This window comes from Prosthecochloris sp. (genome assembly GCA_015482705.2).
In the GTDB taxonomy this organism is placed as follows: Bacteria; Bacteroidota; Chlorobiia; order Chlorobiales; family Chlorobiaceae; genus Prosthecochloris.
Genome location: JADMLA020000032.1, coordinates 15,542 through 39,658 on the forward strand (window position 1 = coordinate 15,542; position 24,117 = coordinate 39,658).

Consider the following 24,117-nt stretch of genomic DNA (forward strand, 5'->3'; position numbering starts at 1 on the left):
TTCCATGTTCCCTTTAGTCTACGAAATAAATACAAGGGTCTGGCTCCGAAAACTTTCTGACAAGTATCAGAGACCAGTCACACTCGGCACCGTCCCGGAAAAAGAGTTTGACTTTTTCTCATCCTGCGACTTCGACGTCATCTGGCTTATGGGTATATGGAAACCAAGTCTTTACAGCCAGGCAATTGCCCGCTCTCATCGGAGTCTCCGAATGGCTTTTCTCAAACAGTTGGAAAACCTTGTCCCGGAAGATATCGGAGCATCTCCTTACGCCGTTACGGAATACCGTATCAATCCCTGCCTTGGTGATGAAAAGGAACTCGATATATTTCGCCAAAGACTCAGTGTCCTGGGCATAAAACTCATGCTTGATTTCGTACCCAACCACCTGGCGCTCGACAATACATGGCTTCCCGAACACCCCGAGTATTTTGTCACCGTATCGAACGAAGAGCAGTACCTCGACCCACATTCATGCTTTGAATACAAGCGAGATCATTACCTTGCCCACGGCAAAGACCCTTACTTTCCCTCATGGACGGATACCTTGCAGCTGAACTACGCCAATCCGAAAACCCATGCCCTCATGATGGAGAACCTGCTTACCGTCAGCGAAAAATGCGATGCTGTCCGTTGCGATGTAGCCATGCTGATCCTCAAATCGGTATTCGACACAACGTGGGCCCCACTCGCCGGTCCCATGCCGAACGAGTTTTGGCCAAAAGCTATAAAGGCTGTAAAATCCCGGAAACCGGACTTTCTTTTCCTTGCGGAATCCTACTGGAACAAAGAGTGGGAACTCCAGCAAATGGGCTTCGACTACACCTATGACAAGCCGTTTTACGACCATATAACCTCTCATCCTATCGATATTACCAGGCTGAGGGAGCACTTGAAAGCCGAATGGGATTACCGGTCGAAACTCTGCCTGTTCCTTGAAAACCACGATGAACCGAGAGCCGCAAAAAAGCTGGGGCCAAACCACCTTGTAGCAGCGTTGATCCTGGTCACTTCACCGGGAATGCACCTCATTCACCAGGGGCAAATGGAAGGGTTCAGACAGCAGCTTCCCGTACAGTTACTTCGTCAGGCAGACGAATCGTCCAGCGATGAACTGTATGATTTTTACCGGAAACTGTTCAAGCTCACCAATACCGCGATTTTTACAAAAGGAAAAATCGAAATGCTGAACCTCAATGTTCATGATACATCCGGCTGCATAGGCTACCGGCGCTACGACAACGGAGAATCGGCATTCGTCATTGCCAATTTCAGTTCAACCGGTGTTGAGATCGATGTCGATCATAAACAGCTTGAAACGCTAGACAAAAAAGAGCATTCGATCTTCAGCACAAAACAGAACCTTGTTGCTGCATCTCAGCGAAAAACAGGTATAGTAATCAAACTTTCACAACACGAAGGGGTGGTCATTAATTGTAAGGATTGAGCAGATTTGGCATCATTACGACATTGCACAGTTTAAATCATGAATGTAAATTGTTGTTTGAGCCTTCTAATTTTTGTAAATCGATACCCCCACACCCTGTCGAACCATTACAGAGCGTCTGCGGCATGCAAGAACATAACCGACTGTTGAGCGGCGATATCCTTATCGATCTGTCCTATCACCAAGATGATATCGTGGGAGTATCCGGAAGGATATTTATCAAGGCCTCACCTGAAAAAGTCTGGAAAGCCCTGACAGATTACGACAACCTCAGCAACACCCTTCCTAAAGTTGTCGCAAGCCGTCTGATCGAAAAAAAAAATGGAGCGATCATACTCGAACAGACAGGTAAAACCGGGATCCTGATTTTTGAAAAAACAGTCAACTTCCGGCTGAAAATTTACGAAGAATATCTTCATCGGGTATCGTTTGAACAGGTCAGTGGTGATTTCCACGTATATCACGGAGAATGGTTGTTGGAAACACACCGTGACTGTGAAGGCACTTTCCTACACTACAGAGCGAAAATCAAACCGTTGTTTTTTGCACCACCTATATTGGTAAGTTTCGTTCAGCGGCAGGACCTCCCGGGAATTCTTTCAGCTCATAAAAAACGTGCCGAAACCAGCACGTTTCGCCACTGAGAAAAGCTTGAACTGATCACCTGGTATTTCAAGAACCCTTCAAACGCTTTTTCATATTCGACTTGCACGAAAGAGGGAAATACAAACAACCGTATTCTATGAAAATGAGAACATGTCCGGCAATGGTAGTCAATGTTTTGGTCCTGCTCTTTTTCACAGCATCAGCAACTGCAGAACCACCGGGGCAAGTCCTTACATCGGAGCAAACACGCCTTCTCGATGGCGAAACCATCATCTTTCTCGAAAGAGACGATGATGATATAATCGACGTGTCAGGGTCTGTATATATTCATTCGTTTCCGGAAACCATTTGGACAGTGATAACCGATTACGACAACTTCGCCGATACCATGCCGAAAGTCAAGGAAAGCACTGTCATAGAGGAACATGGAAACATTAAAATTATCGAGCAGACGAGCAAAACCGGTGTGCTGTTCTTTACAATCAAGTTCAGTACGAAGATGGCAGTCATCGAAACTTTTCCCGACACGCTCTCTTTCAATCTTATAAGCGGAGATTTCGAAACATTCAATGGAAAATGGGTTCTGACCCCTCACGAAGAATACGGAACATTCGTCACCTGGTCAGCAACCGTAAAACCTGATTTTTCAGCGCCGGGATTCATTATCGATGCAGTCCAGAAAAGAGACCTGCGCGAGTTGCTGGAAACAATCAAGGAGCTCTCTGAATCCAGCAAAGCAATCGCCAATCCTGACACTGAAATAAAAAATACGGTTGCGCTGTCGAATCCCGAAGAAATGAAAAACCAATAGTTTCGACAGTATATAGCCGCCGTATTGCACAGTTTATTTCGGCAAATGTACTACATTTCCACTATACCCCCTATCATACAGAAAAACCTCTTCATCATGAGCGAAGCTGCACCAAATAGCAGCATGCCGGAAAATGACCGGCAGAAATTGCTGAAAGGGGAAGCTATCATCAAAACTCTTTTCCTGGACGATGGTATCATCGATACCTCGGGGTCAATTTATGTGGCCGCCTCCCCAGAAACAGTCTGGTCCGTTCTTACGGACTACAATCATCTCAGCGAAAACATACCGAAAGTAGTCGAAAGCAAGGTTATTGAAGAAAAAGGCGATGAAAAAATCCTCGAACAGATCGGAAAGAGCGGCATTCTCTTTTTCGAAAAATCGGTACATATCGTACTCAGGGTTAGAGAGATATTTCCCCGAAGCCTTTCGTTCAACAGTATCGAGGGTGACTTTACAATCTACCGCGGACAGTGGAAATTCGAACCGTCAAACAGTGATGGCGGCACCTTTCTTTCCTGGAAGGCTCTTTTGAAACCCGCTTTTTTTGCCCCCCCTCTGCTTGTGAGCTTTGTACAACATCAGGACCTTCCGACAATCTTGGAGACAATCAAAAAACTTGCTGAAACCAAGAAGCATAATCCAGGGATATGAACTCGATACAGCGTTTGTTCTATCACCCTTCATCCCGTGCAGCAAGGCCGAACACTATCGATAACGGGACATTTCGAAACAGCATCTTATCCGTAACAGTTCTTTTTCCCTGAATGACATTTCGCTTCCTCAGCGTGTTGCGCAGGAGTCGAATGTTATCGATCAACGACCGCAACACACTCAAAGTACTATTTACACGTTGCGAGCCTGTCGCGAGGTATCGAACGGCTGCAACACATTCAAGTATCATCCTGAGCGGCAAGACCCACACGAGAGCGGTAGCGCTTCTGTTTTTAAGCAGCATCGCCAGATTGTTCCTGTGATTCAGATAGATTTTTTTGGGAGTCCCTTTTGCCAATGATGCCCCACCCTCGTGGTAAACAATCGAGGAAGGTGCCGATACGATACGATATCCCTGCAGAAGGATGCGCCAGCAAAGATCTATCTCTTCCATATGCATGAAAAAATCATCATCGAACCCCCCGAGATCTGCAACAACCGCTCTTTTTGCAAACATGGCGACTCCCGATGCCCAGAAAATATCTTTCCCTTCGTCATATTGACCATGATCATTTTCCGTTCGAAAAAATGTCCGTCCATAACAATAGGGATAACCAAGCCGATCGATCAACCCACCGGCTGCACCAGCATAATCAAAAATTTTTTTTCCGGCCTGTTTCGCTTGTAACGAAAGAATCTTTGGCTGAAGTGCAGCGATCCTGCCGTCACTCTCCGCCTGCTCAACAAGAGGTAAAAGCCATGAGGGTTCGACAACGGCATCGTCATTCATGAAAACCACATAGTCTGCTGAAGAAGAGAACAGCGCGCTGTTGCACCCCCCTGCATATCCTTCATTCAACGGAAGAGTGACAACCCTCAGGTTTTCGATCCTTCTTTCCAGCCCGGCACAAATATCCCCCTCTCCACTGCCGTTATCGACAATACAGATACTCATCGCCGGATAAGAGGTTTTCACAAGGGAGTCAAGACAACGCTCGAGAATGAAGCGACCTTTGTAGTGTGGAATAATTATCTCGACAGAAGGATCATACCGGGTCATAACATTGGCTGTTTCCCGGCCCCTTGCAACGTTTCGCAAAACTCCGCCGCCATTGCAGCCGCCTCTTGAGGTGTTGATGCATCGCGTATGGCCTGCAAAAGAGCTGTTCCGACAACCGCTCCATCGGCAACGCTCCAGACCTTCTCGATGCGTTTACGATCCTTTATACCGAAACCGACAACAAATTTCTTCCGGGTATTCTCCCTGACCCGGTGCAGGTAGGTTTCGATATCGGCTTCACGATCTGCGTCACCCAACTTTCCTGTTCCGGTTGTTGCATTGACCGCAAAACAGTATGAAAAATCGGTAGACAACGCATCTATCCTCCTGATACGCTCTACCGGTGTCAGAGGAGAAATGAAAAATACAACGGAAAGCCCGAACCCCTTGGCCCTTTCAAGGAAATCTTCCGCCTCTTCCGGAGGAAGATCCGGTATGAGCAACCCGTCGACTCCAGCCTCCGACGCATCGTTCAGGAAACAGTCTCCTCCATACGCTATCAGTGGACTGCAGTAGCCCATGAGCATGATCGGAACCGTAATTTTTTCACATCCTTCACCTGCTCTCGCTTTTCCGGTCATCTCCAGAATCCCGGCAGTATGAACACCGTTCTTGATCGCTATCTGCGCAGCCTCCTGTATCACCGGCCCGTCTCCTATGGGATCGGAATAGGGCATGCCAAGTTCGATGATATCGATACCGCTCTTCTGTAAGGCTTCGATTACAGGAAGCGTCGATCCGGGAACGGGATATTCCGGCATATAGTAAGCAATGAGAAATTTTCTCTGCTCTTTGAGTAACCTCGAAACTCTGTTTTGCGTCATATGGTGTGTCAAGCTCTGTATTATGTGTTCATTTGCATACCGATAAGCATGGAGATCATCGCAGACATATGTAGAACAATGCTTCCCCATACGTTTTTTGTACCCAACGCTATATACCCGCCTGCAATGCCAAGCGGCAACGCCATGATTGCCATAAGCATGCGCTCCTCCACAGCGACCGGTGCAACGGCAAAGTGATTGAGCGCAAAGCACAGCGTGGTGATCAGCACTACAATATGTCGATTGACGTTATAGGCTGCAAGGGAAGAGGCCATAATCCCCCGCCAGAAAAATTCCTCGGCAAGCACCAGCAGCGGAAAAAGATAACGAAGGGAATCCTTGCAAAGCAGGGCTTCCATCCCTTCCATGGGTGAGCCGCCGTTCGCATAATGATTATGGGTATTGAAGAGAGCCATAATGAAAAGTAACGCTCCCGCTGCAGTTCCCCATAACAACGATTTCTTGAAATGCCCGCCAGCCATGAACATGCTTTCCCAACCGTCACGCACGATCCCCTGGAAAAGCACAAGACTCAATGAACCGACAATATAGAGAACCAGCGCGGGCCATTCACCCAGTGGTGTAAAATGTCCGACATAACCCGCTATCCATATCAGGGCCATAAGCCCGAATGACAGTTTCAAGCGCTCCCGATCACCTTCCTGTACGAAAGCGAACTTCTTCGATAGTATCATGTTCCATGTACGTTATTCCTTAACACAAAAAACGAGCCTTAAGCGGAGTGGCTCAACAGGACTGTTCACAAAGTGTCGAATGCAAACGAAATACGACAAAAAACCTTTCGACAACCGTCAACAGCCGTATGCAGCTTCATCTCGTTCATACATATCCGGGCCGTTCTTCATAGTCGATCGGATCGGGAACCCCTACCTGCTGGAAAGCCCTGAGTCTTCGGGCACAGCTGTCACAAACCCCGCATGCCTTGCCTTCGCTCTTATAGCAAGACCAACTATACTGGAATGGAACCTCGAGATCGATCCCCTTCTTGACAATACTCGATTTCTGTAGATCTATAAGCGGTGTTTGAATTTCAATAGCGGTTTCAGGCCGCGTGCCGAGTTCGACCGCCTTGTTGAAAGCCTCGTAAAACACCTTGCGGCAGTCGGGATATCCCGAAGAATCTTCTTCGACCGCCCCGATGAATATTTTATTGGCTCCGATAACCTCCGACCAGCTCGCTGCCATCGAGAGAAAACTTGCATTCCTGAACGGCACATAACTCGATGGTACTTCCGAACCATCGAGATCTGCAGCTTCTACAGGAATCGAGTTGTCCGTCAGGGACGACCCTCCTATCTGTGCAAGAAAAGGTGTATCGATCTCCAGTCTTCGTTCAATGTTGTAATGGCTGCATATCTGACGGAAAGCCATCAGTTCTTTCTGCCATGTACGCTGACCGTAATTGACATGCATCGCTGCAATATCGTAGCCCAGGAAATCCGCAAGAGCTGTTACAACAAGACTGTCCATTCCCCCGCTTATCAATACTACGGCTCTCATCGCATGTATCTTCTTCTGATTGATGAATAACGTCACTACCCAACGGGACTTCGTCGTCGGCCTCGGTATCGAGGCGTTGTTCTCCCGATTAGTCAAGGTAGGAATTTCTGTAAAAAAAAGGCCACCTTGACGAGCAGGGTGGCCTTCGTAACTGCAGAGAAGCGGGTTCCTTACATCATACCGCCCATACCGCCCATGCCGCCTGGAGGCATTGCCGGCATTTCCGGTGCATCTTCCTTGATATCGGTAATAGCCGCTTCAGTCGTCAGGAGAATACCTGCAACCGATGCTGCATTTTCAAGAGCGGTTCTCGTTACCTTGGTAGGATCGACAACACCTGCGTCGATCATCTTCTCGTACTCTTCAGTTCTGGCATTGAAGCCAAAATCACCTTCACCCTGCTTTACCTTCTCGACAACGACTGCGCCATCGGTAGTACCGGTATTGGCAACAATCTGACGAAGAGGTTCTTCGAGAGAACGACAGATGATTTCGACGCCGGTTTTCTGATCGTTGTTCTCAGGCTGGGTGCTCTCCAGACCTTTGGCAGCACGAATCAGTGCAACACCACCACCAGCAACGATACCTTCCTGTACAGCTGCACGTGTAGCGTGAAGAGCATCTTCAACGCGGGCCTTTTTCTCTTTCATCTCAACCTCGGTCGAAGCACCGATATTGATAACCGCAACACCGCCGGAAAGCTTTGCAAGGCGTTCCTGAAGTTTTTCGGTGTCGTAGTCAGATGTCGATTTTTCGATCTGGCTCTTGATTTCGTTGATGCGGGCTTTGATATCGTCAGCCTGGCCTTTCCCTTCGACAATAGTTGTATTGTCTTTGTCAACCGATATGGTCGCTGCTTGACCGAGATAGGAAATCGTAGCGTTTTCCAGCTTGTAGCCTTTTTCCTCGGAAATAACCGTACCGCCTGTGAGAATGGCGATATCTTCCAGCATGGCCTTGCGACGGTCGCCAAAACCCGGAGCTTTGACTGCGCATACTTTCAGTGTACCGCGAAGCTTGTTGACAACGAGGGTAGCAAGAGCTTCGCCCTCGATATCTTCGGAAATGATCATCAGCGGCCTGCCTGACTGAGCTGTTTTCTCGAGAATCGGAAGAAGATCCTTCATATTGCTGATCTTCTTGTCGTGAATCAGAATATAGGGATCCTCAAGCTCGGCTTCCATCTTTTCCGAGTTGGTAACAAAGTAAGGAGAAAGGTAACCACGATCGAACTGCATACCTTCCACGACTTTCAGCTCGGTCTCCATACCTTTTGCTTCCTCAACGGTAATCACACCGTCTTTACCGACTTTCTCCATCGCTTCGGCAATCAGCTCACCGATCTCAGGATCGTTGTTGGCAGAAATGGTTCCAACCTGTGCGATTTCCCTTTTACCGGAAATATCACGGCTGATTTCCCTGAGTTCTGCGATCACGTCTTTAACAGCTTTGTCAATGCCTCTCTTGAGATCGATCGGGCGTGCACCGGCTGCGACGTTTTTCAAACCTTCACGGTAGATAGCCTGAGCGAGAACGGTTGCGGTCGTTGTACCGTCACCGGCAACATCGCTCGTTTTTGACGATACTTCACGCACCATCTGTGCTCCCATATTTTCGAAAGTATCTTCAAGTTCGATCTCCTTTGCAACGGTAACCCCGTCTTTTGTCGAGGTCGGTGCACCGAATTTCTTGTCGATAAGCACATTTCTACCGGCAGGGCCGAGTGTAACTTTTACAGCGTCGGCAAGCTTGTCCACACCGACTTTCAGTTTGGCTCTGGCCTCTGCATCAAAGAGAATATCTTTTGCAGTCATTGTTTAACTTTCCTCCTGAAAATATTTTTAATAGTGATAGTCTGAAAAATCAGTCCAGAATAGCAAAAATGTCAGACTCCCGCATGATGAGGTAGTCTTCACCTTCTACGGTAACTTCTGTTCCCGAGTACTTGCCATACAGTACTTTCTGTCCAACGACAACCTGCATTTCAAGGACCTGACCGCTATCGGCAACCTTACCCGGACCTACGGCGACAACTTCACCGTACTGAGGTTTTTCTTTTCCGGTATCCGGAATGTAAAGCCCGCCTTTGGTCTTCTCCTCTGCTGGAGCCGGCTTGACGATTACTCGGTCAGCTAAAGGTTTTAAGTTCATCTTTCCTTTGTATGTTTTAGTTTATGGGATATACATCTTTCACCAAAAAACACTGGTGACAGTACAGTCATTCGATTTTAGCACTCATGAGAGTTGAGTGCTAAAACCAGTAACAAATATCAAAAAAAAATTCTTTCCCGCAAAATATTTTTCACTTCCGGCCTTCGGAACGTTACTGCTCTTGAAAATGTTTTTTTATTATAAGTTACGAACCACTTGACACTGTATTTATGGATAAAGACACGCTCTATCATACAATCGGGAAAATTGCAGAAGAGAAATATGAAAGCATTCGCTCGAAAATGAGTGACAACACGGCGACGAAACTCGATCGGGCAGGAGAGAAAGTGCTGGCCGAGATTATTGCCCTTGCAAAAAACAGACTGACGGTTGCCGAAAATGAAAAACTCGCGGAGAAAGGAAAGGACGTTTGGGTTGAAAGAACTTCGGCCTCACATTTTCCACACATACGTCTGCACGGAGGAGCACTCGAAGACGATCCCCCTGAACACAACTTCGACAAGTGAAAAAAGTTACAAGTGACGAATGAAGACTCCGGTAATGATTTTCTTGTACCTCGTCACTTGTTTCTCGTCATTCTCCATCTTCAAGCCAGGGCACGAGATGTTTTCCGGTAAGTGATGCGGGATCTTCACATATCGATTCCGGTGTTCCTTCAACAACAATCTCCCCTCCTTTATCACCCGCTCCGGGACCGAGATCGATAATCCAGTCCGCCTGTTTGATGATATCGGGATTGTGCTCGATGATCAATAGGGAGTTATCTTGTTCGAGTAACCGTTCGAAGCATTTGATCAGTTTGAGAATATCATCGAAATGCAGACCTGTGGTCGGCTCATCAAAAATAAAAAGGGTATGAGCGACATCGGATTTTGCAATAAAATGTGAAAGCTTCAAGCGTTGTGCCTCTCCCCCGGAAAGCGTACTCGAAGACTGGCCAAGACGGATATAACCGAGCCCGACATCGTCGAGAACGGCAAGTTTCCGTTGTATCGATTTTTCTGTGGAAAAAAACTCGATAGCCTCTTGAACGGTCAGATCGAGCACCTCTGCAATGGTAAGACCTTTATAGCGGATTTCAAGAGTATCGCTCTTGTATCGTTTCCCGCCACACTCTTCACAAACCGCTTCTATATCTGCAAGAAACTGCATTTCTATTTTCACGATCCCTTCACCGCCACAGGTTTCACAGCGTCCACCCGGAATGTTGAAAGAAAAATAACCGGGCTTCCATCCTTTTGATCGAGCTTCCCTGGTCTGAGCGAACAGCTGGCGAATGTCATCGAATATTTTCATATAGGTTGCCGGATTACTTCTGCTGGACTTGCCGATTGGCGACTGGTCGACATGTTCGACACCATCCACCAGTTCCGCCCCCTCTATGGAACGGTGCGTTCCGACTTTTTCACCACCGCTCTCTTTAACCCTGGTAATTCCTTTCTTGAGAATGTCATTGACAAGGGTAGACTTTCCCGAGCCACTGACACCGGTTACGCAGGTCATGATCCCAAGAGGAAACCGTACATCGATGTTTTTCAGATTGTTCTGCATAGCACCATGCACCTCTATCGACCTCGAAAAATCAGGGTTTCGACGCTTGAAAGGAACCGGGATTGTTTTTTTGCCTGTAAGGTATTCGGCTGTGAGTGAACCGGCTTTCTTCAAAATCTTTCCCGGAGTCCCGTGAAAAACAACCTCACCGCCCATTTTTCCGGCTCTCGGACCAAGGTCGATAATTTCGTCGGCAGCCTCGATGATCTCCCGATCATGCTCGACAACCACCACCGTGTTACCAAGATCCCGCAACCGTTTCAACAGCCGGATCAACCTCGCTGAATCGCTCTGGTGCAACCCGATGCTTGGTTCATCGAGAATATACATCGCTCCGACCAGCGGCGAACCGAGAGAGGTCGAAAGATTGATCCGCTGAAACTCTCCTCCGCTCAATGTATGCGTGAGCCGGTCGAGCGTCAAATAGTCGAGGCCGACATCGAGCATATACTGCAATCTCTTCTGAATTTCCAGCAGCAGGGCACCGGCAACTTTTCTATCGAAAGGCGATATATCGAGATTCCCGAAAAAAAGAGTGGCTTCCGCAATGTTCAGTTTGCTTATTTCACCGATATTTTTCCCGGAAACCCTGACACACCTCGCTTCCGGCTTGAGCCGGCTTCCTTCACAGACCGTACAGGTCGCATAGCCCCTGTAGCGGCTGAGAAAAACACGCAGGTGCATCTTGTAGCCGGCATCTTTTTCGATTTCCGCAAAAAAACCGCTGATCCCTTTGTACCGCTTCTGCTGTATACCTTTCCAGATAAGGTTTTTATGGACATGAGAAAGCTTTTCGTAAGGCCGGTCGACCGGAATACCGACCTCCTCGGCGATATCGAGCAGTTTCTTCCTGTGGCGGCTGTACTTCTCGGAGTTCCAGCATGCTATGGCTCCCTCTGCCAGGCTCAGTGATTTATTTGGAATAACCGCGTCCTCATCGATACCGGCAACCCTGCCGAATCCCTGGCATTCAGGACAAGCACCAAGCGGAGAATTGAATGCAAAGAGTTGGGGAGTCGGCTCTTGATATTCAACACCGTTCAGCTCGAGACGATCGCTGAAACGAAACATCTTACCCCCGACGACCTTCAGCAACGCACTGCCGCTCGACTCGTTGAAACTCGTTTCCGCCGCCTGAGCGACCCTGCTGCCGGTTTTCTCATCACGAACAGCCTTGAAACGGTCAACAAGCACGATCACCTGCATAACTTCTTCCACGTCCATATCAGCAACCCGCTTACGGACCGCTTCATCGTTGATATCGAGAATTTCATCGTCGTATACCAATCGAAAGAAACCTTTCTGTAAAAGATTTTTCAATTCTTCATGTACCGTGCAGCGGTGTGAACTCGTGTCGGTATGGCAGGGAAAAGGAAAACCGACAAAAAAACGACTTCCCTCTTCAAGGAAGTCTACCTGCAATCCGACATCTTCAGGGGTATGCTTCAACACAAGCTCATTGGTATCCGCCGAATAAATCTTTCCTATTCGCGCAAAAAGCAGGCGTAAATAATCATAGATTTCAGAAACGGTTCCAACGGTCGAACGAGGGTTTTTTGGAATGGCTTTCTGCTCAATGGCAATCGCAGGAGCTATACCTTCTATAGAAGCTATTTCCGGTCTGGGCATTCTTTCGAGAAACTGACGGATGTAAGCCGACATCGACTCGACATATCTGCGATGCCCTTCGGCATAGAGTGTATCGAAAGCAAGACTCGACTTCCCCGATCCGCTCACACCGGTAATGACGACAAACTTGTTTCTGGGAATTCGTACCGATATGTTTTTCAGATTATGGGTACAGACCCCCTGCATGACGATATCGGGAAGCACTGTATCCTGACCGGAAACAACCTTTTCTTTCTGCATTATACTCTTTGGCTTACCTTGCAGCTCCATACGGCTTATTAGCATAGTGGGTGACAAACTAACCGAAAAAGAGTTACGACACAACGGCGAATTCTCCCGACGGAACGTCCTTTCATGAGAAACTCAGCCATCTGCAACGCTCGGCCTGCTCAAAGAAGAGCCGATACAGTGGTACCTGCCATGAGCATATCGATCTTTCTTTCAAGCGTGAACATATAATCACGATGAGGACATGTATCGACAATTTCACATTTTCCCCGGTCAACAGAGCATCGCATAAGATGAGGAAGGCCTTCCGTTGCCCTGCCGATATCTGAAATGGTGATATCATCCGGAGATTTTGCAAGACGGTATCCGCCTTTCACCCCTTGAACCGATACAGCCAGGCCTGCTTTTTTCAAATGCTGCATGGCTTTTGCCATAAATTCCTGAGAAAAACCTATTTCCAGAGACATTTCTTTGACGGTAACAACCGTATCAGGATCCTTACGGGCAAGATATACTGCAGCATGAAGCCCGTATTCAAATTTTCTCGAAACTTTTAACATTGCACTTGTTGTAAAACCCACATTAAATTGGACAATTTTTAACCAATTTAATAATTATTTTGAATATAGGCCTTTTTATTTTGACTCTATCAGGTATATTGAATTACTAACTTTTTATTGCCTCGGATACCTGAAACATGAACGCACTGTCTGCAGACCTTTTTTTCAACTGGGAATACGAGAAAGGAAAAAACGCACGAATACGATACAGGGAATACAACCCGCCGAAGGCAAACAAGCCATCGTTGCTGTTTGTTCACGGTTACGGCGGTATGCTGGAACATTGGAACCAGAACATACCGTTGTTTGCAGAGAAATATCATATTCTTGCCATCGATCTCCTGGGCTTCGGCGGATCGGAGAAGCCCAACGTCAGATACCGGCTTTCACTCTTTGCCGAGCAGATACGAGCGTTTCTGGCTTACAAAAGAATCAGTGAAGTCATTATTGTCGGCCACTCTATGGGAGGGGCGTCAGGGCTCTACTTCGCCCATGAAAATCCGGATATTGTCGAAGGACTCGTTTTGGCGAATCCATCAGGGCTTTTCGGTGACACAATGGACCCGATGGCGAAAGCATTTTTCGGTCTCATTGCATCACCTCTGATCGGTGAAGTGATGTTCGCAGCGTTCGCGAACCCGATTGGTGTGAGCCAAAGCCTTCTGCCCACCTACTATAACCAGAAAAAAGTCGATTTTCGGCTGATCAACCAGTTCACAAAACCCCTTCAGGATAAAGGAGCCGTGTGGTCTTATCTCTCCCCTTCCCGAAGACCGAATGATTTTACACTCGAACATCTCCCAAAGCCTTGTCATTATCGAAACAAGGCCTTTCTTGTCTGGGGAGCCGAAGACAGCGCCCTGCCGCCGCATAAAATCATCCCGGAATTTCAGCAACTGCTTCCTCAGGCCGGGGCATACATCATTCCTGAAGCGTCGCATTGCATCCATCATGATGCACACGAAACGTTCAACGCCCGTTTGGCATACATTCTCGCTCACGAACTGTAAAATAGAACGACCAAACCCTGCAGCAGGCCGCAACCGTTCATTGACGTTCGTCACCCCCGCATCATGAAGTCTCCCCGAGCCTTCCGCTTTGGCGGAACCTGATATCCTGCAAATGCGGAGCTTTTATACCGATCTGAAAAAAATAGCTCCTGTATTCACCGGTCGGTACCCATTGAAAATTCATGTCCCAGCAATCGAAATCACCGTAAAGATTGATTTGCGGATAAATAAGCTCATGCTCCTGAATGTCATAACCGGTGTTCAAACTGAGGTGCCAGGTTTTGTTCAAAGAGACATTTGCGGAAGTGTTCAACAATACAGTCGTATTCGCAGGTTCGAGGGGATCGTATCTGTTTGAATTGAGGTAGAGTGACAATCTCAACTGCCACGGCAGCCGGTTATCGACATATCTGTAGAAATCCCGATCGTAACGCTCCTTGTATATTGCCTTCTCGGCAGTCATCTGCTCGTCGTCCCCGTCCAATTCATCTGCACCCCGTCTCTTAGCCCTGTCGTTATCACCTATTGTACCTTTCATACTGAGACTCATATACACAAATCCCTGGACAAAGCGCAACAATCCACCCCGATCGTTCACGTTCAATTTATCAATACGTTCGCCGGTAACCCGATCGAAGCTGTAGATATCATGAGTGGCACCCGCACGCAACAGAAAATTCGGAGCCAAGGCGTTACTCGTAGCCAAAAACGTCAACGGCGCAAGTCTCAAAGAGTCCGCCGCAAAATTGTAACTCGTCGAAACAGAAAGGGATAGTAGTTGAAGAATCTTGTCGTCCGTGACCTTGCCTTCGGGAGTGACACTCCCTTTAATCTTCGCTTGCAGTAGATTCTGTATCGATATCCCTACAGCACTTCTTTCTTCAAAAATATTGCTATAAATCGCATTCTGATATTTGTTATAGCGTACCGGTTGGTTCAACGAATCGATATAGGTACCGTAATAATCATAGTTTTCACCAGTAAAATCAGGACTGTAGGAAAACGTCAAGCTTGGAATTATGGTGTGGCGTAACGCCTTTACTCCGATCATATCCTCGAGCATGGGAGTATACCACGTTCCATACAGTCTTGTCTGGGCATCGAGGTCGAGAGAATATGTGGAAAAAGAAGACGGATCGTCTATCGTTCTTGTAACAACCTCCTCCAAACTGTCGTCATAATACTGCTCGACATAACTGTTCACGTAATAGTTATGGTAATTGAAACTGCCGTTGACATTGAAGTACTTGAACATGGTCGAGCTGATGCTGAACGGTAATGCAAGTTTTGTTCCCCACCGGTCCTCATCGACAGGATTGTTGTCCACTCTCGTTTCCAGATTAACCCTTTGAGAAAAATCGGCTGAAAAACCCTTACCGAAATCCTGCTTGTATGCCATCCGTAAACCGGCATCGAAATCATAATCACTATACTCCAGGTCATCCAGTGTGGCGTACTCGGCATTTACCGATGCGCTGGGTGTAAGAGAAAAACGAGAACGCCAGTCATCCTGAGCCGTCCCGTCCTTCCTGAAAGGATAAACGCGCTGCTGGAAATACGAGGCGCTTATCGACTGAATGAGATCATCATCGGTGAGATCCTGCGAACGTTGATAACCTACAGCGATACTGCGCTTTCCTTCATCGAACGTTTTTGAAAACGAAGCATACGAATTGGCTTGTTCGTTGATAATCGATTCAGGATTGATCGAATTGACATCATAATAGCGACGCCCCCCCTGAAAATACAGATTAAGATCAAGCTTTGCAGTAGGATCGAACCGATGATGGTGCACCAGTTCGAAATTCCAGTTATCGTAGTCGACATAGTCGGGATCATCTGGGTGGGACAGCATGTAACGCTCATACTCCCCTTCGAGATAACCGTCAAAAAGATATCTCTTCTTGTAACGAAAACGCTGACCCAACCGCCAGCTGCCGTTGAAAGCCAAATCACCTTCTGCCCGAAGATCCATATAATCATTGAAAGCCCAGAAATAACCCAGATTCGAAAAATAAACGCCCCTGTCATCGTCGCCGAATTTCGGGATAAGAAAACCCGACGTGCGCTCACTCTTTATCGGCAGAAACATGAAAGGCAAGGGAACGAGGGGAACTGCAGGCAGACGCCAGGAAAACGGTTTGGGCCGTATATACAAAACCAGAGGCCTGGCAATGACCTTGTCATTGGGAATGATCTTCATGTCTTTACCGTAAAACCAGAAATCCGGATCCTCCTTCGGACAGGTAGTATAGATACCGTCCCGGATATACAACTCTCCGGTTTCCAACCGCTTGACATTGGCTCCGGTATAGTACCCCTCTTCGATTTCGGAGGACACATTGACCGTTCTGCCCCTTCTCGTAGCATAGTTGTACTTCATACTTTCAGCCTCGAACGCGCCCTCTCTGTCGGTGAAGACGGGAAACTCCGTTACCTTACCCAGGGAATCTTTCGCCGCAAACGCATCGAAAACCGAAGTATTGTAATCCACGAGGATCTTCGGAGCGTCGAGTTTCATATCCTCGTACCGGACCGAAGCCTGCCCCCAAAGTTCCATCGTCCGCTCCGTGATATCGTAAACAAGCGAATCACGAGCGGTGTAAACGATCGTGGTATCGAGCTCACTCCCACCGCGCTCTTCTTCACTGACGGCAGCACTTGCCTCGGACCTGACCTGCGAGAAGACCGGCATACACGCAACAATTGACAATGACAATAACAATCCTGCGAATACAACAAGCTTCAATGTGGACTTACTTGAAAGCAACACGTCGATAGTGCTCCTGCCTGAAAAAGGTTTATTATTTCCTGGGAGTTCGCCAATAAAAGACTAAATATATATTATTTTAGTTAGCTATACTCAACCTATCTGAAGTCGTTTCTCTGATTTCAGCAAATCCGAACAGCAACGAAGAATCATAGCTCCATCACGAAGTCCGGCTAAAGAGTCATCGGGCAATCAAGCCGGCATACAGCAAGAAGAATCGATCAACCGTACAATGACAAAGTCAGCATATACAGCTCCCGACAATACGGGACATTTCGGCACTTTCGGCGGAAAATTCATTCCGGAAACCCTCCTTAAAAACGCTTCCGACCTCGAACAAGAATACTCCAAGGCGAAAGAAGACCCTTCATTCTGGGAAGAATATACCCGGCTTCTTCGAAACTATGTTGGACGGCCTACCCCGCTCTACCATGCAGAAAATCTGAGCCGGAAAATCGGAGGTGCAAAAATCTATTTGAAAAGAGAAGACCTCTGCCATACCGGAGCACATAAAATCAATAACGCACTTGGCCAGGCGCTGTTGGCCAAACGCATGGAAAAAAAACGGATCATTGCCGAAACAGGAGCCGGACAGCATGGTGTGGCTACAGCAACAGTCTGCGCTTTGTTCAATCTGGACTGTGTCGTGTATATGGGTGCTGAAGATATACAGCGACAGGCCCCCAATGTTGCACGAATGAAACTGCTCGGTGCAGAGGTTCGTCCGGTAGAGAGCGGCACGAAAACGCTCAAAGACGCTACAAGTGAAGCTATACGCGACTGGATCAACAATCCGGAAGAAACCTTCTACATCATCGGATCGGTTGTAGGCATGCATCCTTACCCGATGATGGTCAGGGATTTCCAGGCAGTCATCGGCCGGGAAACGAAACAGCAGATACTCGAACAGGCCGGCCGCCTGCCGGATGTCATCGCCGCTTGTGTGGGAGGAGGCAGCAACGCGATCGGCATGTTCTACGAATTTCTCGATCAAAGCAATGCCATCGAAATGGTCGGGGTAGAAGCTGCGGGTGAAGGCCTGGAAGGACTCAATGCCGCCTCTCTGACCAAGGGGAAAAAGGGTGTTCTCCATGGCGCAATGATGAAAATCCTGCAGGATGATTATGGCCAGGTCACCGAAGCCCATTCAATATCGGCAGGGCTCGATTACCCCGGGGTTGGACCGGAACATTGCTATCTGCAGGAACTGGGACTTGTCGATTACACCTCGGCAACCGACACGGAAGCACTTGACGCCCTCGAGCTGCTCGCCACGACGGAAGGCATCATATGCGCCCTTGAATCGGCTCATGCAATACACTACGCAACAGTGAGAGCGAAACAGATGCCCGAAGACAGTATCCTGATCGTAAACCTTTCCGGAAGAGGCGATAAGGACATGGATACAATCATGAAAAGCATTGAACTCGAGTGAAAAAGTTGTTTTTATTGAATCCGAAAAAACCTTTGGAAAAGAAGATTGAAAACCTTATAATTACAACTCCTCAAGCGGGAATAGCTCAGTTGGTAGAGCACAACCTTGCCAAGGTTGGGGTCGCGAGTTCGAGTCTCGTTTCCCGCTCAAAATAAAAAGTCCTGGCCACAAGCCGGGGCTTTTTTTATTTCACCGATTCCACACCTTCGTCACCTCTACAGGAAACTCCTTCTATCCTGATGAGAGAGACACCGTTGTCTTTGAAAAGCAGTTTACGCGCATTCCCTGCTGCGGTATCTGCCGCAGCAGGGTGTTATCTCTCAACCGAGAAGCAACAGATTGTCCGTCAGTTCTTCTGGAACATATCTTTTATACTGCCGACGGACCCGAGTAAAGACGATGCCTCGTAAGGCATATAGACGACCTTGTTATCTTTACCGCTCACCATCTCCTTCATCGCGTCGATATATTTGAGAGCAACAAGGTACGTAGTAGGATTGCCTCCCGACTCTTTTATGGCACTGGTAACGATCGACACCGCTTCGGCTTCGGCCTTCGCCACCCTGATTCGCGCTTCCGCTTCACCGGTAGCTTCGAGCGCCACAGCCTCTTTGAGCCCTTCAGCTTTGTTGATCTCGGACTGCCTGATACCTTCCGCTTCGAGAATCTTGGCCTGCTTCATACCTTCCGCCTCGAGAATGGAGGCCCTGCGATCACGCTCGGCCCTCATTTGCTTTTCCATCGCATCCTTGACACCGAGAGGAGGATTGATATCCTGGAGCTCGACACGATTCACTTTCACCCCCCATTTATCGGTAGCCTCGTCAAGTATCGCTTTCAGCTTTCCGTTTATCGTGTCTCGCGAGGTCAGCGTATTGTCGAGATCGAGTTCACCGATAATATTTCGCAGCGTAGTTTGTGTCAATTTCTCGACAGCGTCCGGAAGATTGGCGATTTCATAGACAGCCCTCTTTGGGTCGGTGATCTGGAAATACAAAAGAGCGTTTATCTCGATAGCCACATTGTCACGAGTTATAACGCTCTGTTTCGGAAAATCGTACAACGTTTCCCTCAAATCGATACGGGTAATGCTATCCCTCCTGATGACGACATCTCCCGAAAGGTCCGATTTCACATACCTCCATTCGATGGTTCTCGGTTTGTCGACTACCGGCCATATAATGTTGATGCCGGGAGAAAGCGTTCTATGATAGCTACCCAGCCTTTCGATGACCATCGTTTCGGACTGTTTGACAATCTTGAAGCCCTTTACCAAAAAAACGATGGAAAGAGCGACAATAAAAAGAAACAACACAGATAACATATTTTCTCCTTTGATGAGATTATGATTTGACTTCTACAAAAAGCGTACAACCCTTTACCTCTTTTACAACAACCCGCTCCCCTGCAGGAACAATCCGGCCGTTCACCGCCACCGCCTTCCACGTTTCTCCACCGATCTTCACCCTTCCCGATTCTTTATTCGCATCGATCTCTTCGACAACCACACAAGCACGATCGAGCAATGCGTCAACATTCGTTTTCACCACCCTGCGAGCCTTGAAACCGTTAAAAAAAGGCCTTACTCCAAACGCGACAACCAAACTGCCGACACAGAAAGCGATCAGCTGCGCTTTGAAACCAAAACCTGCAAAAGCGACCAGACCGGCAACCAGTGAGGACGTACCGAAAATCCCAATGATGAAAAACGGGTAACTGAATATCTCGACAATCCATAAAATCACCCCCGCTATGATCCAGTAATACCAAGCCTCCATAAGAATGTCATTCAGAGTATTGATGATTCAACCTTGTTATGCCACACAGCCAAAAGTATCGACTATCGGCAAAGGCAGCACTTTTCAGGATTGAAAAGTAAAATATGTCAAGGGAATATTTGTTTTGAAGGAAACCTCTTACGACCGAGAACCCCCGATAACGTTTACTAAGAGTACGTAAAATCACTGTAATCACAAAAAGAAAATCAAACGCCATTCCATCCGTATCTATCCGGAATAATCGAGCACCCTATACACCCAGATTTTCATGACTGTTGTCATCATGCAACCCTTGCATAAGGGGTATCGGCGAAGATTGTATAAAACAGATTTTGAGGAAAAGGATCGGGCTTTTTATATTCCCCTCCTATCCCTAAAGGATAGAGGCAACAAACGCCTGCGTCGTTGCACAAAACGGAGAGGTGCGAGAGTGGTTGAATCGGGCGGTCTCGAAAACCGTTGTGCGTTAATTCGTACCGAGGGTTCGAATCCCTCCCTCTCCGCATAAAGAAAAGCCTCAGCAAAACACTGGGGCTTTTTTTGTTTCCATTCGTCCGCATTTACAACGGGGAGGGATGAGAACCCGAACAAGAGGGTTCGAACAATGGCAGAGCCATTGAGACAGCACGCAATAGCGTTGCTGCCCCGACCTTGTCGGGGTGAAATGCGAAGCATTGAATCAACCCCTCCCTCTCCGCCGAAAAAAAGCAATCTTCCCAAAAGGGAGGGTTGCTTTTTGGCTTTTGGGAGGGATGAGAACCCGAACAAGAGGGTTCGAACAATGGCAGAGCCATTGAGACAGCACGCAATAGCGTTGCTGCCCCGACCATGTCGGGGTGAAATGCGAAGCATTGAATCAATCCCTCCCTCTCCGCAGAAAGAAAAGCCTCAGCAAAACACTGGGGCTTTTTTTGTTTCCATTCGTCCGCATTTATAACGGGGAGGGATGAGAACCCGACAGAGGGTTCGAACAATGGCAGAGCCATTGAGACAGCACGCGATAGCGTTGCTGCCCCGACCATGTCGGGGTGAAATGCGAAGCATTGAATCAATCCCTCCCTCTCCGCTGTAAAAAAGCAATCTTCCCATCAAGGGGAGGTTGCTTTTTGGCTTTTGGGAGGGATGAGAACCCGAACAAGAGGGTTCGACCGGCAGTTCACCTGCCGGGATTGACCTTTTGGTCAACCCCGTAGGGGCGAGAAGCGGCAGCTTCGAGTCAATCCCTCCCTCTCCGCAGAAAGAAAAGCCTCAGCAAAACACTGGGGCTTTTTTTTGTTTCCATTCGTCCGCATTTACAACGGAGAGACACGCCTGTCAAGCAGAAATGATAAGGAAGTGGGAACCATAGGTGTGCAGTCCACAGGCCCCAAAACCGAAACCGGAAAGGCAATCGCAGCAAAAACGCTGATAAGGGTGATGAGTGGAAGGGGCAGCGCGAGGTGTTCGAAATGATGAACAAGCTGCTTCGTGAACAACGAATGGTGCTTAATGATATTGCCTAATGATATTGCCGAACAGACCCAACGCGAGTCTTGAGTAGCTCCGGCTGATTGCAACGGCTGGTGAGCTTTATTGATGATCTGCTTGGTGTGTGCGATAGGTTCTTGTTACATTTAAACTTATGTGATTGTATTATAATCTAACCGAGTAATGACTCCGTTTACAAGGGGATTGATAAGTACGGAAGGCCCTTCTCAAATGGGACGCCTGCAAAAGTTTAAAAATGAACAGATAACTGCATAGGTGGGGACTAGCTGCGCAGGGCAGGCCGCAAACAAAATGATGAGAACAACTGCGAAAAACAGAAACAAATTTATAGATGACAAGTAAAGAACAACGCGCGGCACTCCAGCGCCAGATCTGGCAGATCGCCAATGATGTGCGGGGTGCCGTGGATGGGTGGGATTTTAAACAGTATGTTCTCGGTACCCTGTTTTACCGCTTTATCAGTGAAAACTTTGCCAGCTACATCGAAGCCGGTGATGAGAGCATCGATTATGCCAAGCTTGACGATGATGTGATTTTCCCGGAAATCAAAGACGATGCCATCAAAACCAAGGGCTACTTCATTTACCCCAGCCAGCTCTTCGCGAACATCGCGGCAGGCGCCAACACCAACGACAGCCTGAACACCGACCTGGCCACCATTTTTGCCGCCATTGAAAACTCAGCCAACGGCTTCCCGTCGGAAATGGATATAAAAGGCCTGTTTGCTGATTTTGATACCACCAGCAATCGCCTCGGCAACACCGTTGCCGACAAGAACAAGCGTCTGGCCGCTGTACTCAAAGGAGTGGCAGGTCTGAACTTTGGCGATTTTCACGGTAGTCAGATAGACCTGTTTGGCGATGCCTACGAGTATCTCATCTCAAACTATGCCGCCAATGCCGGTAAATCCGGTGGAGAGTTTTTCACCCCTCAGCACGTATCCATGCTGATCGCCCAGCTTGCCATGCACAAGCAAACCAGCGTCAATAAAATCTACGATCCCGCCGCCGGTTCCGGCTCTCTGTTGCTGCAGGCTAAAAAGCACTTTGACGCCCATATCATTGAAGAGGGTTTTTTCGGCCAGGAAATCAACCATACCACCTACAACCTTGCGCGGATGAACATGTTTCTGCACAACATCAATTACGACAAGTTCAACATCCAGCTGGGCAACACGTTGGAAAATCCACACTTTGATGACGAAAAACCTTTTGACGCCATTGTCTCCAATCCGCCGTATTCGGTGAAGTGGAAAGGCAGAGACGATCCGACGCTGATTAACGATGAACGCTTTGCCCCCGCCGGTGTGCTCGCCCCTAAATCCAAAGCCGATTTTGCCTTTGTTCTCCATGCCTTGAGTTACCTCTCCAGCAAAGGACGTGCGGCGATTGTCTCTTTCCCCGGTATTTTTTACCGTGGCGGAGCCGAAAAGAAAATCCGTCAGTATCTGGTGGATAACAACTATGTGGAGACCGTCATTTCTCTCGCGCCCAATCTATTTTTCGGCACCACCATCGCCGTCAACATTCTGGTGCTCTCCAAACACAAGACCGACAACTCCACCCAGTTCATCGATGCTAGTGAGCTGTTTAAAAAAGAGACCAACAATAACGTGCTCACCGGTGATCACATCGCCCGGATCATGCAGGCTTTCGATAGCAAAGAGAACGTCGAGCACTTTGCAAAGTCTATCGATTACGAAAAGATCGTAGAAAATGATTACAACCTGTCCGTCAGCAGCTATGTGGAAGCCAGAGATACTCGTGAAGTGATCGACATCGACCGGCTCAATGACGAGCTGAAAACCACCGTGGCAAACATCGATCGGCTTCGTACCGATATCGATGCCATCGTGGCGGAGATCGAGGGAGGCGGGGAATGAGTGATAAACAGGTTTCTCTGATGCAACCTCCTGAGGGCTATGGCGACTGGTTGACTGAGCTGAAGAAGAGAATTCATACTGCCCGACAAAAAGCCACATTGGCAGTCAATCACGAATTGGTTTTTCTTTACTGGCAAATAGGGCGTGATATTTTAGCGCGGCAAGCCAAACAGGGCTGGGGAGCAAAGGTTATTGAGCGACTCGCCCATGATTTGCGTACCGCCTTCCCTGAGATGAAAGGTTTTTCCCGTACCAACCTGCTGTATATGCGCTCTTTTGCCGAGGCCTGGCCGGATGAGCACATTGTCCAACAGGCTGTTGGACAATTACCCTGGGGGCACAATCTGGTGCTTATTACCAAGCTGAAGAACGCTGAGGAGCGCTTGACCTATGCACAAAAGACACTTGAACATGGCTGGTCTCGCAATGTTCTGGTCATGCAGATTGAGACGCGTCTTCTCGAGAGACAAGGCAATGCCATCACCAATTTTGAGCAGTGCCTGCCCAAACCTGAATCCGATCTTGCTCGTGAATCACTCAAAGACCCATATCGGTTTGATTTTCTGGGATTGGGCGACGAGGCGCAGGAGCGGGAGATTGAACATGCGCTGGTTCGGCACGTAACCGAATTTCTGCTGGAGTTGGGAGCCGGATTTGCCTTTGTCGGTAAACAGGTGCATCTGGAGGTCGG

General features: G+C 48.0%; 20 protein-coding genes and 2 tRNA genes. 11 read left to right on the plus strand and 11 right to left on the minus strand.

From position 1 onward, the window contains the following. Positions 1-4 precede the first annotated feature (4 nt). The 4 genes from QZ209_RS07735 (at position 5) to QZ209_RS07750 (ending at position 3,518) form a co-directional block, all read left to right on the plus strand. Positions 5-1,447, plus strand: a complete 1,443-nt coding sequence (locus QZ209_RS07735) for an alpha-amylase family glycosyl hydrolase (protein ID WP_294346652.1) — start codon at positions 5-7, stop codon at positions 1,445-1,447. Between the two features lie 125 nt (positions 1,448-1,572). Continuing rightward, complete coding sequence (locus tag QZ209_RS07740) at positions 1,573-2,091, plus strand: SRPBCC family protein (protein ID WP_294346653.1); 519 nt, start codon at positions 1,573-1,575, stop codon at positions 2,089-2,091. A 98-nt stretch (positions 2,092-2,189) separates the two neighbouring features. Next, entirely contained in the window at positions 2,190-2,864 is a 675-nt protein-coding gene (locus QZ209_RS07745; protein ID WP_294346655.1) for an SRPBCC family protein, read from the plus strand. A gap of 96 nt (positions 2,865-2,960) precedes the next feature. Next, positions 2,961-3,518, plus strand: a complete 558-nt coding sequence (locus QZ209_RS07750; RefSeq protein ID WP_294346659.1) for an SRPBCC family protein — start codon at positions 2,961-2,963, stop codon at positions 3,516-3,518. 22 nt (positions 3,519-3,540) lie between these two features. On the opposite strand, the gene QZ209_RS07755 is transcribed toward QZ209_RS07750, so the two are convergent. From QZ209_RS07755 to groES, 6 genes are all read right to left on the minus strand, one after another. Then, entirely contained in the window at positions 3,541-4,578 is a 1,038-nt protein-coding gene (locus tag QZ209_RS07755; RefSeq protein WP_294346661.1) for a glycosyltransferase family 2 protein, read from the minus strand. Further along, positions 4,575-5,402 (minus strand): tryptophan synthase subunit alpha, encoded by an 828-nt coding sequence (gene trpA, locus QZ209_RS07760; RefSeq protein WP_294346663.1) that lies wholly within the window; start codon positions 5,400-5,402, stop codon positions 4,575-4,577. Before trpA ends, QZ209_RS07755 begins: the two co-directional genes overlap by 4 nt. A gap of 20 nt (positions 5,403-5,422) precedes the next feature. Continuing rightward, positions 5,423-6,097: a CPBP family intramembrane glutamic endopeptidase gene (locus QZ209_RS07765; protein WP_294346666.1), complete on the minus strand. Its 675-nt coding sequence runs from the start codon at positions 6,095-6,097 to the stop codon at positions 5,423-5,425. 145 nt (positions 6,098-6,242) lie between these two features. Further along, complete coding sequence (queC, locus tag QZ209_RS07770) at positions 6,243-6,923, minus strand: 7-cyano-7-deazaguanine synthase QueC (protein ID WP_294346668.1); 681 nt, start codon at positions 6,921-6,923, stop codon at positions 6,243-6,245. 170 nt (positions 6,924-7,093) lie between these two features. Then, the gene (gene groL / locus QZ209_RS07775; protein WP_294346670.1) at positions 7,094-8,737 is read right to left on the minus strand and encodes a chaperonin GroEL; all 1,644 of its coding nucleotides are present in this window, start codon (positions 8,735-8,737) and stop codon (positions 7,094-7,096) included. Between the two features lie 49 nt (positions 8,738-8,786). Then, the gene (gene groES, locus QZ209_RS07780; RefSeq protein ID WP_287372828.1) at positions 8,787-9,074 is read right to left on the minus strand and encodes a co-chaperone GroES; all 288 of its coding nucleotides are present in this window, start codon (positions 9,072-9,074) and stop codon (positions 8,787-8,789) included. A 230-nt stretch (positions 9,075-9,304) separates the two neighbouring features. Between groES and QZ209_RS07785 the strand changes: the two genes are divergently transcribed. Beyond that, a complete protein-coding gene (locus QZ209_RS07785) occupies positions 9,305-9,601 on the plus strand; it encodes a hypothetical protein (protein WP_294346673.1) in 297 nt (98 codons plus the stop codon). A 67-nt stretch (positions 9,602-9,668) separates the two neighbouring features. On the opposite strand, the gene uvrA is transcribed toward QZ209_RS07785, so the two are convergent. Then, positions 9,669-12,515, minus strand: coding sequence for an excinuclease ABC subunit UvrA (gene uvrA / locus QZ209_RS07790; protein ID WP_294346676.1), 2,847 nt, complete (start codon positions 12,513-12,515; stop codon positions 9,669-9,671). A 149-nt stretch (positions 12,516-12,664) separates the two neighbouring features. Further along, positions 12,665-13,063: an Rrf2 family transcriptional regulator gene (locus QZ209_RS07795; RefSeq protein ID WP_294346678.1), complete on the minus strand. Its 399-nt coding sequence runs from the start codon at positions 13,061-13,063 to the stop codon at positions 12,665-12,667. 137 nt (positions 13,064-13,200) lie between these two features. On the opposite strand from QZ209_RS07795, the gene QZ209_RS07800 reads away from it, so the two are divergent. Beyond that, positions 13,201-14,073, plus strand: coding sequence for an alpha/beta fold hydrolase (locus QZ209_RS07800; RefSeq protein ID WP_294346680.1), 873 nt, complete (start codon positions 13,201-13,203; stop codon positions 14,071-14,073). Between the two features lie 61 nt (positions 14,074-14,134). On the opposite strand, the gene QZ209_RS07805 is transcribed toward QZ209_RS07800, so the two are convergent. Continuing rightward, the gene (locus tag QZ209_RS07805) at positions 14,135-16,768 is read right to left on the minus strand and encodes a putative LPS assembly protein LptD (protein ID WP_294346683.1); all 2,634 of its coding nucleotides are present in this window, start codon (positions 16,766-16,768) and stop codon (positions 14,135-14,137) included. 307 nt (positions 16,769-17,075) lie between these two features. Here QZ209_RS07805 and trpB point away from each other — a divergent pair, with 307 nt between their 5' ends. Both trpB and QZ209_RS07815 read left to right on the plus strand, forming a co-directional pair. Next, positions 17,076-18,278, plus strand: coding sequence for a tryptophan synthase subunit beta (gene trpB, locus QZ209_RS07810; protein ID WP_294346685.1), 1,203 nt, complete (start codon positions 17,076-17,078; stop codon positions 18,276-18,278). 74 nt (positions 18,279-18,352) lie between these two features. Next, positions 18,353-18,425, plus strand: a tRNA-Gly gene (locus tag QZ209_RS07815). Between the two features lie 199 nt (positions 18,426-18,624). On the opposite strand, the gene QZ209_RS07820 is transcribed toward QZ209_RS07815, so the two are convergent. Both QZ209_RS07820 and QZ209_RS07825 read right to left on the minus strand, forming a co-directional pair. After that, the gene (locus QZ209_RS07820; RefSeq protein ID WP_294346687.1) at positions 18,625-19,602 is read right to left on the minus strand and encodes an SPFH domain-containing protein; all 978 of its coding nucleotides are present in this window, start codon (positions 19,600-19,602) and stop codon (positions 18,625-18,627) included. Positions 19,603-19,621: 19 nt separating this feature from the next. Further along, complete coding sequence (locus tag QZ209_RS07825) at positions 19,622-20,056, minus strand: NfeD family protein (RefSeq protein ID WP_294346689.1); 435 nt, start codon at positions 20,054-20,056, stop codon at positions 19,622-19,624. Positions 20,057-20,472: 416 nt separating this feature from the next. Between QZ209_RS07825 and QZ209_RS07830 the strand changes: the two genes are divergently transcribed. The 3 genes from QZ209_RS07830 to QZ209_RS07840 all read left to right on the plus strand — a co-directional run. Continuing rightward, positions 20,473-20,559: transfer RNA gene (locus QZ209_RS07830), tRNA-Ser, on the plus strand. Positions 20,560-21,875: 1,316 nt separating this feature from the next. Continuing rightward, on the plus strand, positions 21,876-23,426 hold the full coding sequence (locus QZ209_RS07835; protein WP_294346691.1) for a type I restriction-modification system subunit M: 1,551 nt from the start codon (positions 21,876-21,878) through the stop codon (positions 23,424-23,426). Then, positions 23,423-24,117 (plus strand): PDDEXK nuclease domain-containing protein (locus QZ209_RS07840; RefSeq protein WP_294346693.1); only part of this gene is annotated, 695 nt, incomplete at its 3' end. The genes QZ209_RS07835 and QZ209_RS07840, both read left to right, overlap by 4 nt.

Coding starts and splice junctions, on each gene's coding strand:
- QZ209_RS07765 (WP_294346666.1), bottom strand. CDS start 6,097: ATGATACTATCGAAGAAGTTCGCTTTCGTACAGGAAGGTGATCGGGAG.
- QZ209_RS07735 (WP_294346652.1), top strand. CDS start 5: ATGTTCCCTTTAGTCTACGAAATAAATACAAGGGTCTGGCTCCGAAAA.
- queC (WP_294346668.1), bottom strand. CDS start 6,923: ATGAGAGCCGTAGTATTGATAAGCGGGGGAATGGACAGTCTTGTTGTA.
- uvrA (WP_294346676.1), bottom strand. CDS start 12,515: ATGCAGAAAGAAAAGGTTGTTTCCGGTCAGGATACAGTGCTTCCCGAT.
- QZ209_RS07745 (WP_294346655.1), top strand. CDS start 2,190: ATGAAAATGAGAACATGTCCGGCAATGGTAGTCAATGTTTTGGTCCTG.
- QZ209_RS07740 (WP_294346653.1), top strand. CDS start 1,573: ATGCAAGAACATAACCGACTGTTGAGCGGCGATATCCTTATCGATCTG.
- QZ209_RS07820 (WP_294346687.1), bottom strand. CDS start 19,602: ATGTTATCTGTGTTGTTTCTTTTTATTGTCGCTCTTTCCATCGTTTTT.
- trpA (WP_294346663.1), bottom strand. CDS start 5,402: ATGACGCAAAACAGAGTTTCGAGGTTACTCAAAGAGCAGAGAAAATTT.
- QZ209_RS07835 (WP_294346691.1), top strand. CDS start 21,876: ATGACAAGTAAAGAACAACGCGCGGCACTCCAGCGCCAGATCTGGCAG.
- QZ209_RS07755 (WP_294346661.1), bottom strand. CDS start 4,578: ATGACCCGGTATGATCCTTCTGTCGAGATAATTATTCCACACTACAAA.
- QZ209_RS07825 (WP_294346689.1), bottom strand. CDS start 20,056: ATGGAGGCTTGGTATTACTGGATCATAGCGGGGGTGATTTTATGGATT.
- QZ209_RS07750 (WP_294346659.1), top strand. CDS start 2,961: ATGAGCGAAGCTGCACCAAATAGCAGCATGCCGGAAAATGACCGGCAG.
- groL (WP_294346670.1), bottom strand. CDS start 8,737: ATGACTGCAAAAGATATTCTCTTTGATGCAGAGGCCAGAGCCAAACTG.
- QZ209_RS07800 (WP_294346680.1), top strand. CDS start 13,201: ATGAACGCACTGTCTGCAGACCTTTTTTTCAACTGGGAATACGAGAAA.
- trpB (WP_294346685.1), top strand. CDS start 17,076: ATGACAAAGTCAGCATATACAGCTCCCGACAATACGGGACATTTCGGC.
- QZ209_RS07805 (WP_294346683.1), bottom strand. CDS start 16,768: ATGCCGGTCTTCTCGCAGGTCAGGTCCGAGGCAAGTGCTGCCGTCAGT.
- QZ209_RS07795 (WP_294346678.1), bottom strand. CDS start 13,063: ATGTTAAAAGTTTCGAGAAAATTTGAATACGGGCTTCATGCTGCAGTA.
- groES (WP_287372828.1), bottom strand. CDS start 9,074: ATGAACTTAAAACCTTTAGCTGACCGAGTAATCGTCAAGCCGGCTCCA.
- QZ209_RS07785 (WP_294346673.1), top strand. CDS start 9,305: ATGGATAAAGACACGCTCTATCATACAATCGGGAAAATTGCAGAAGAG.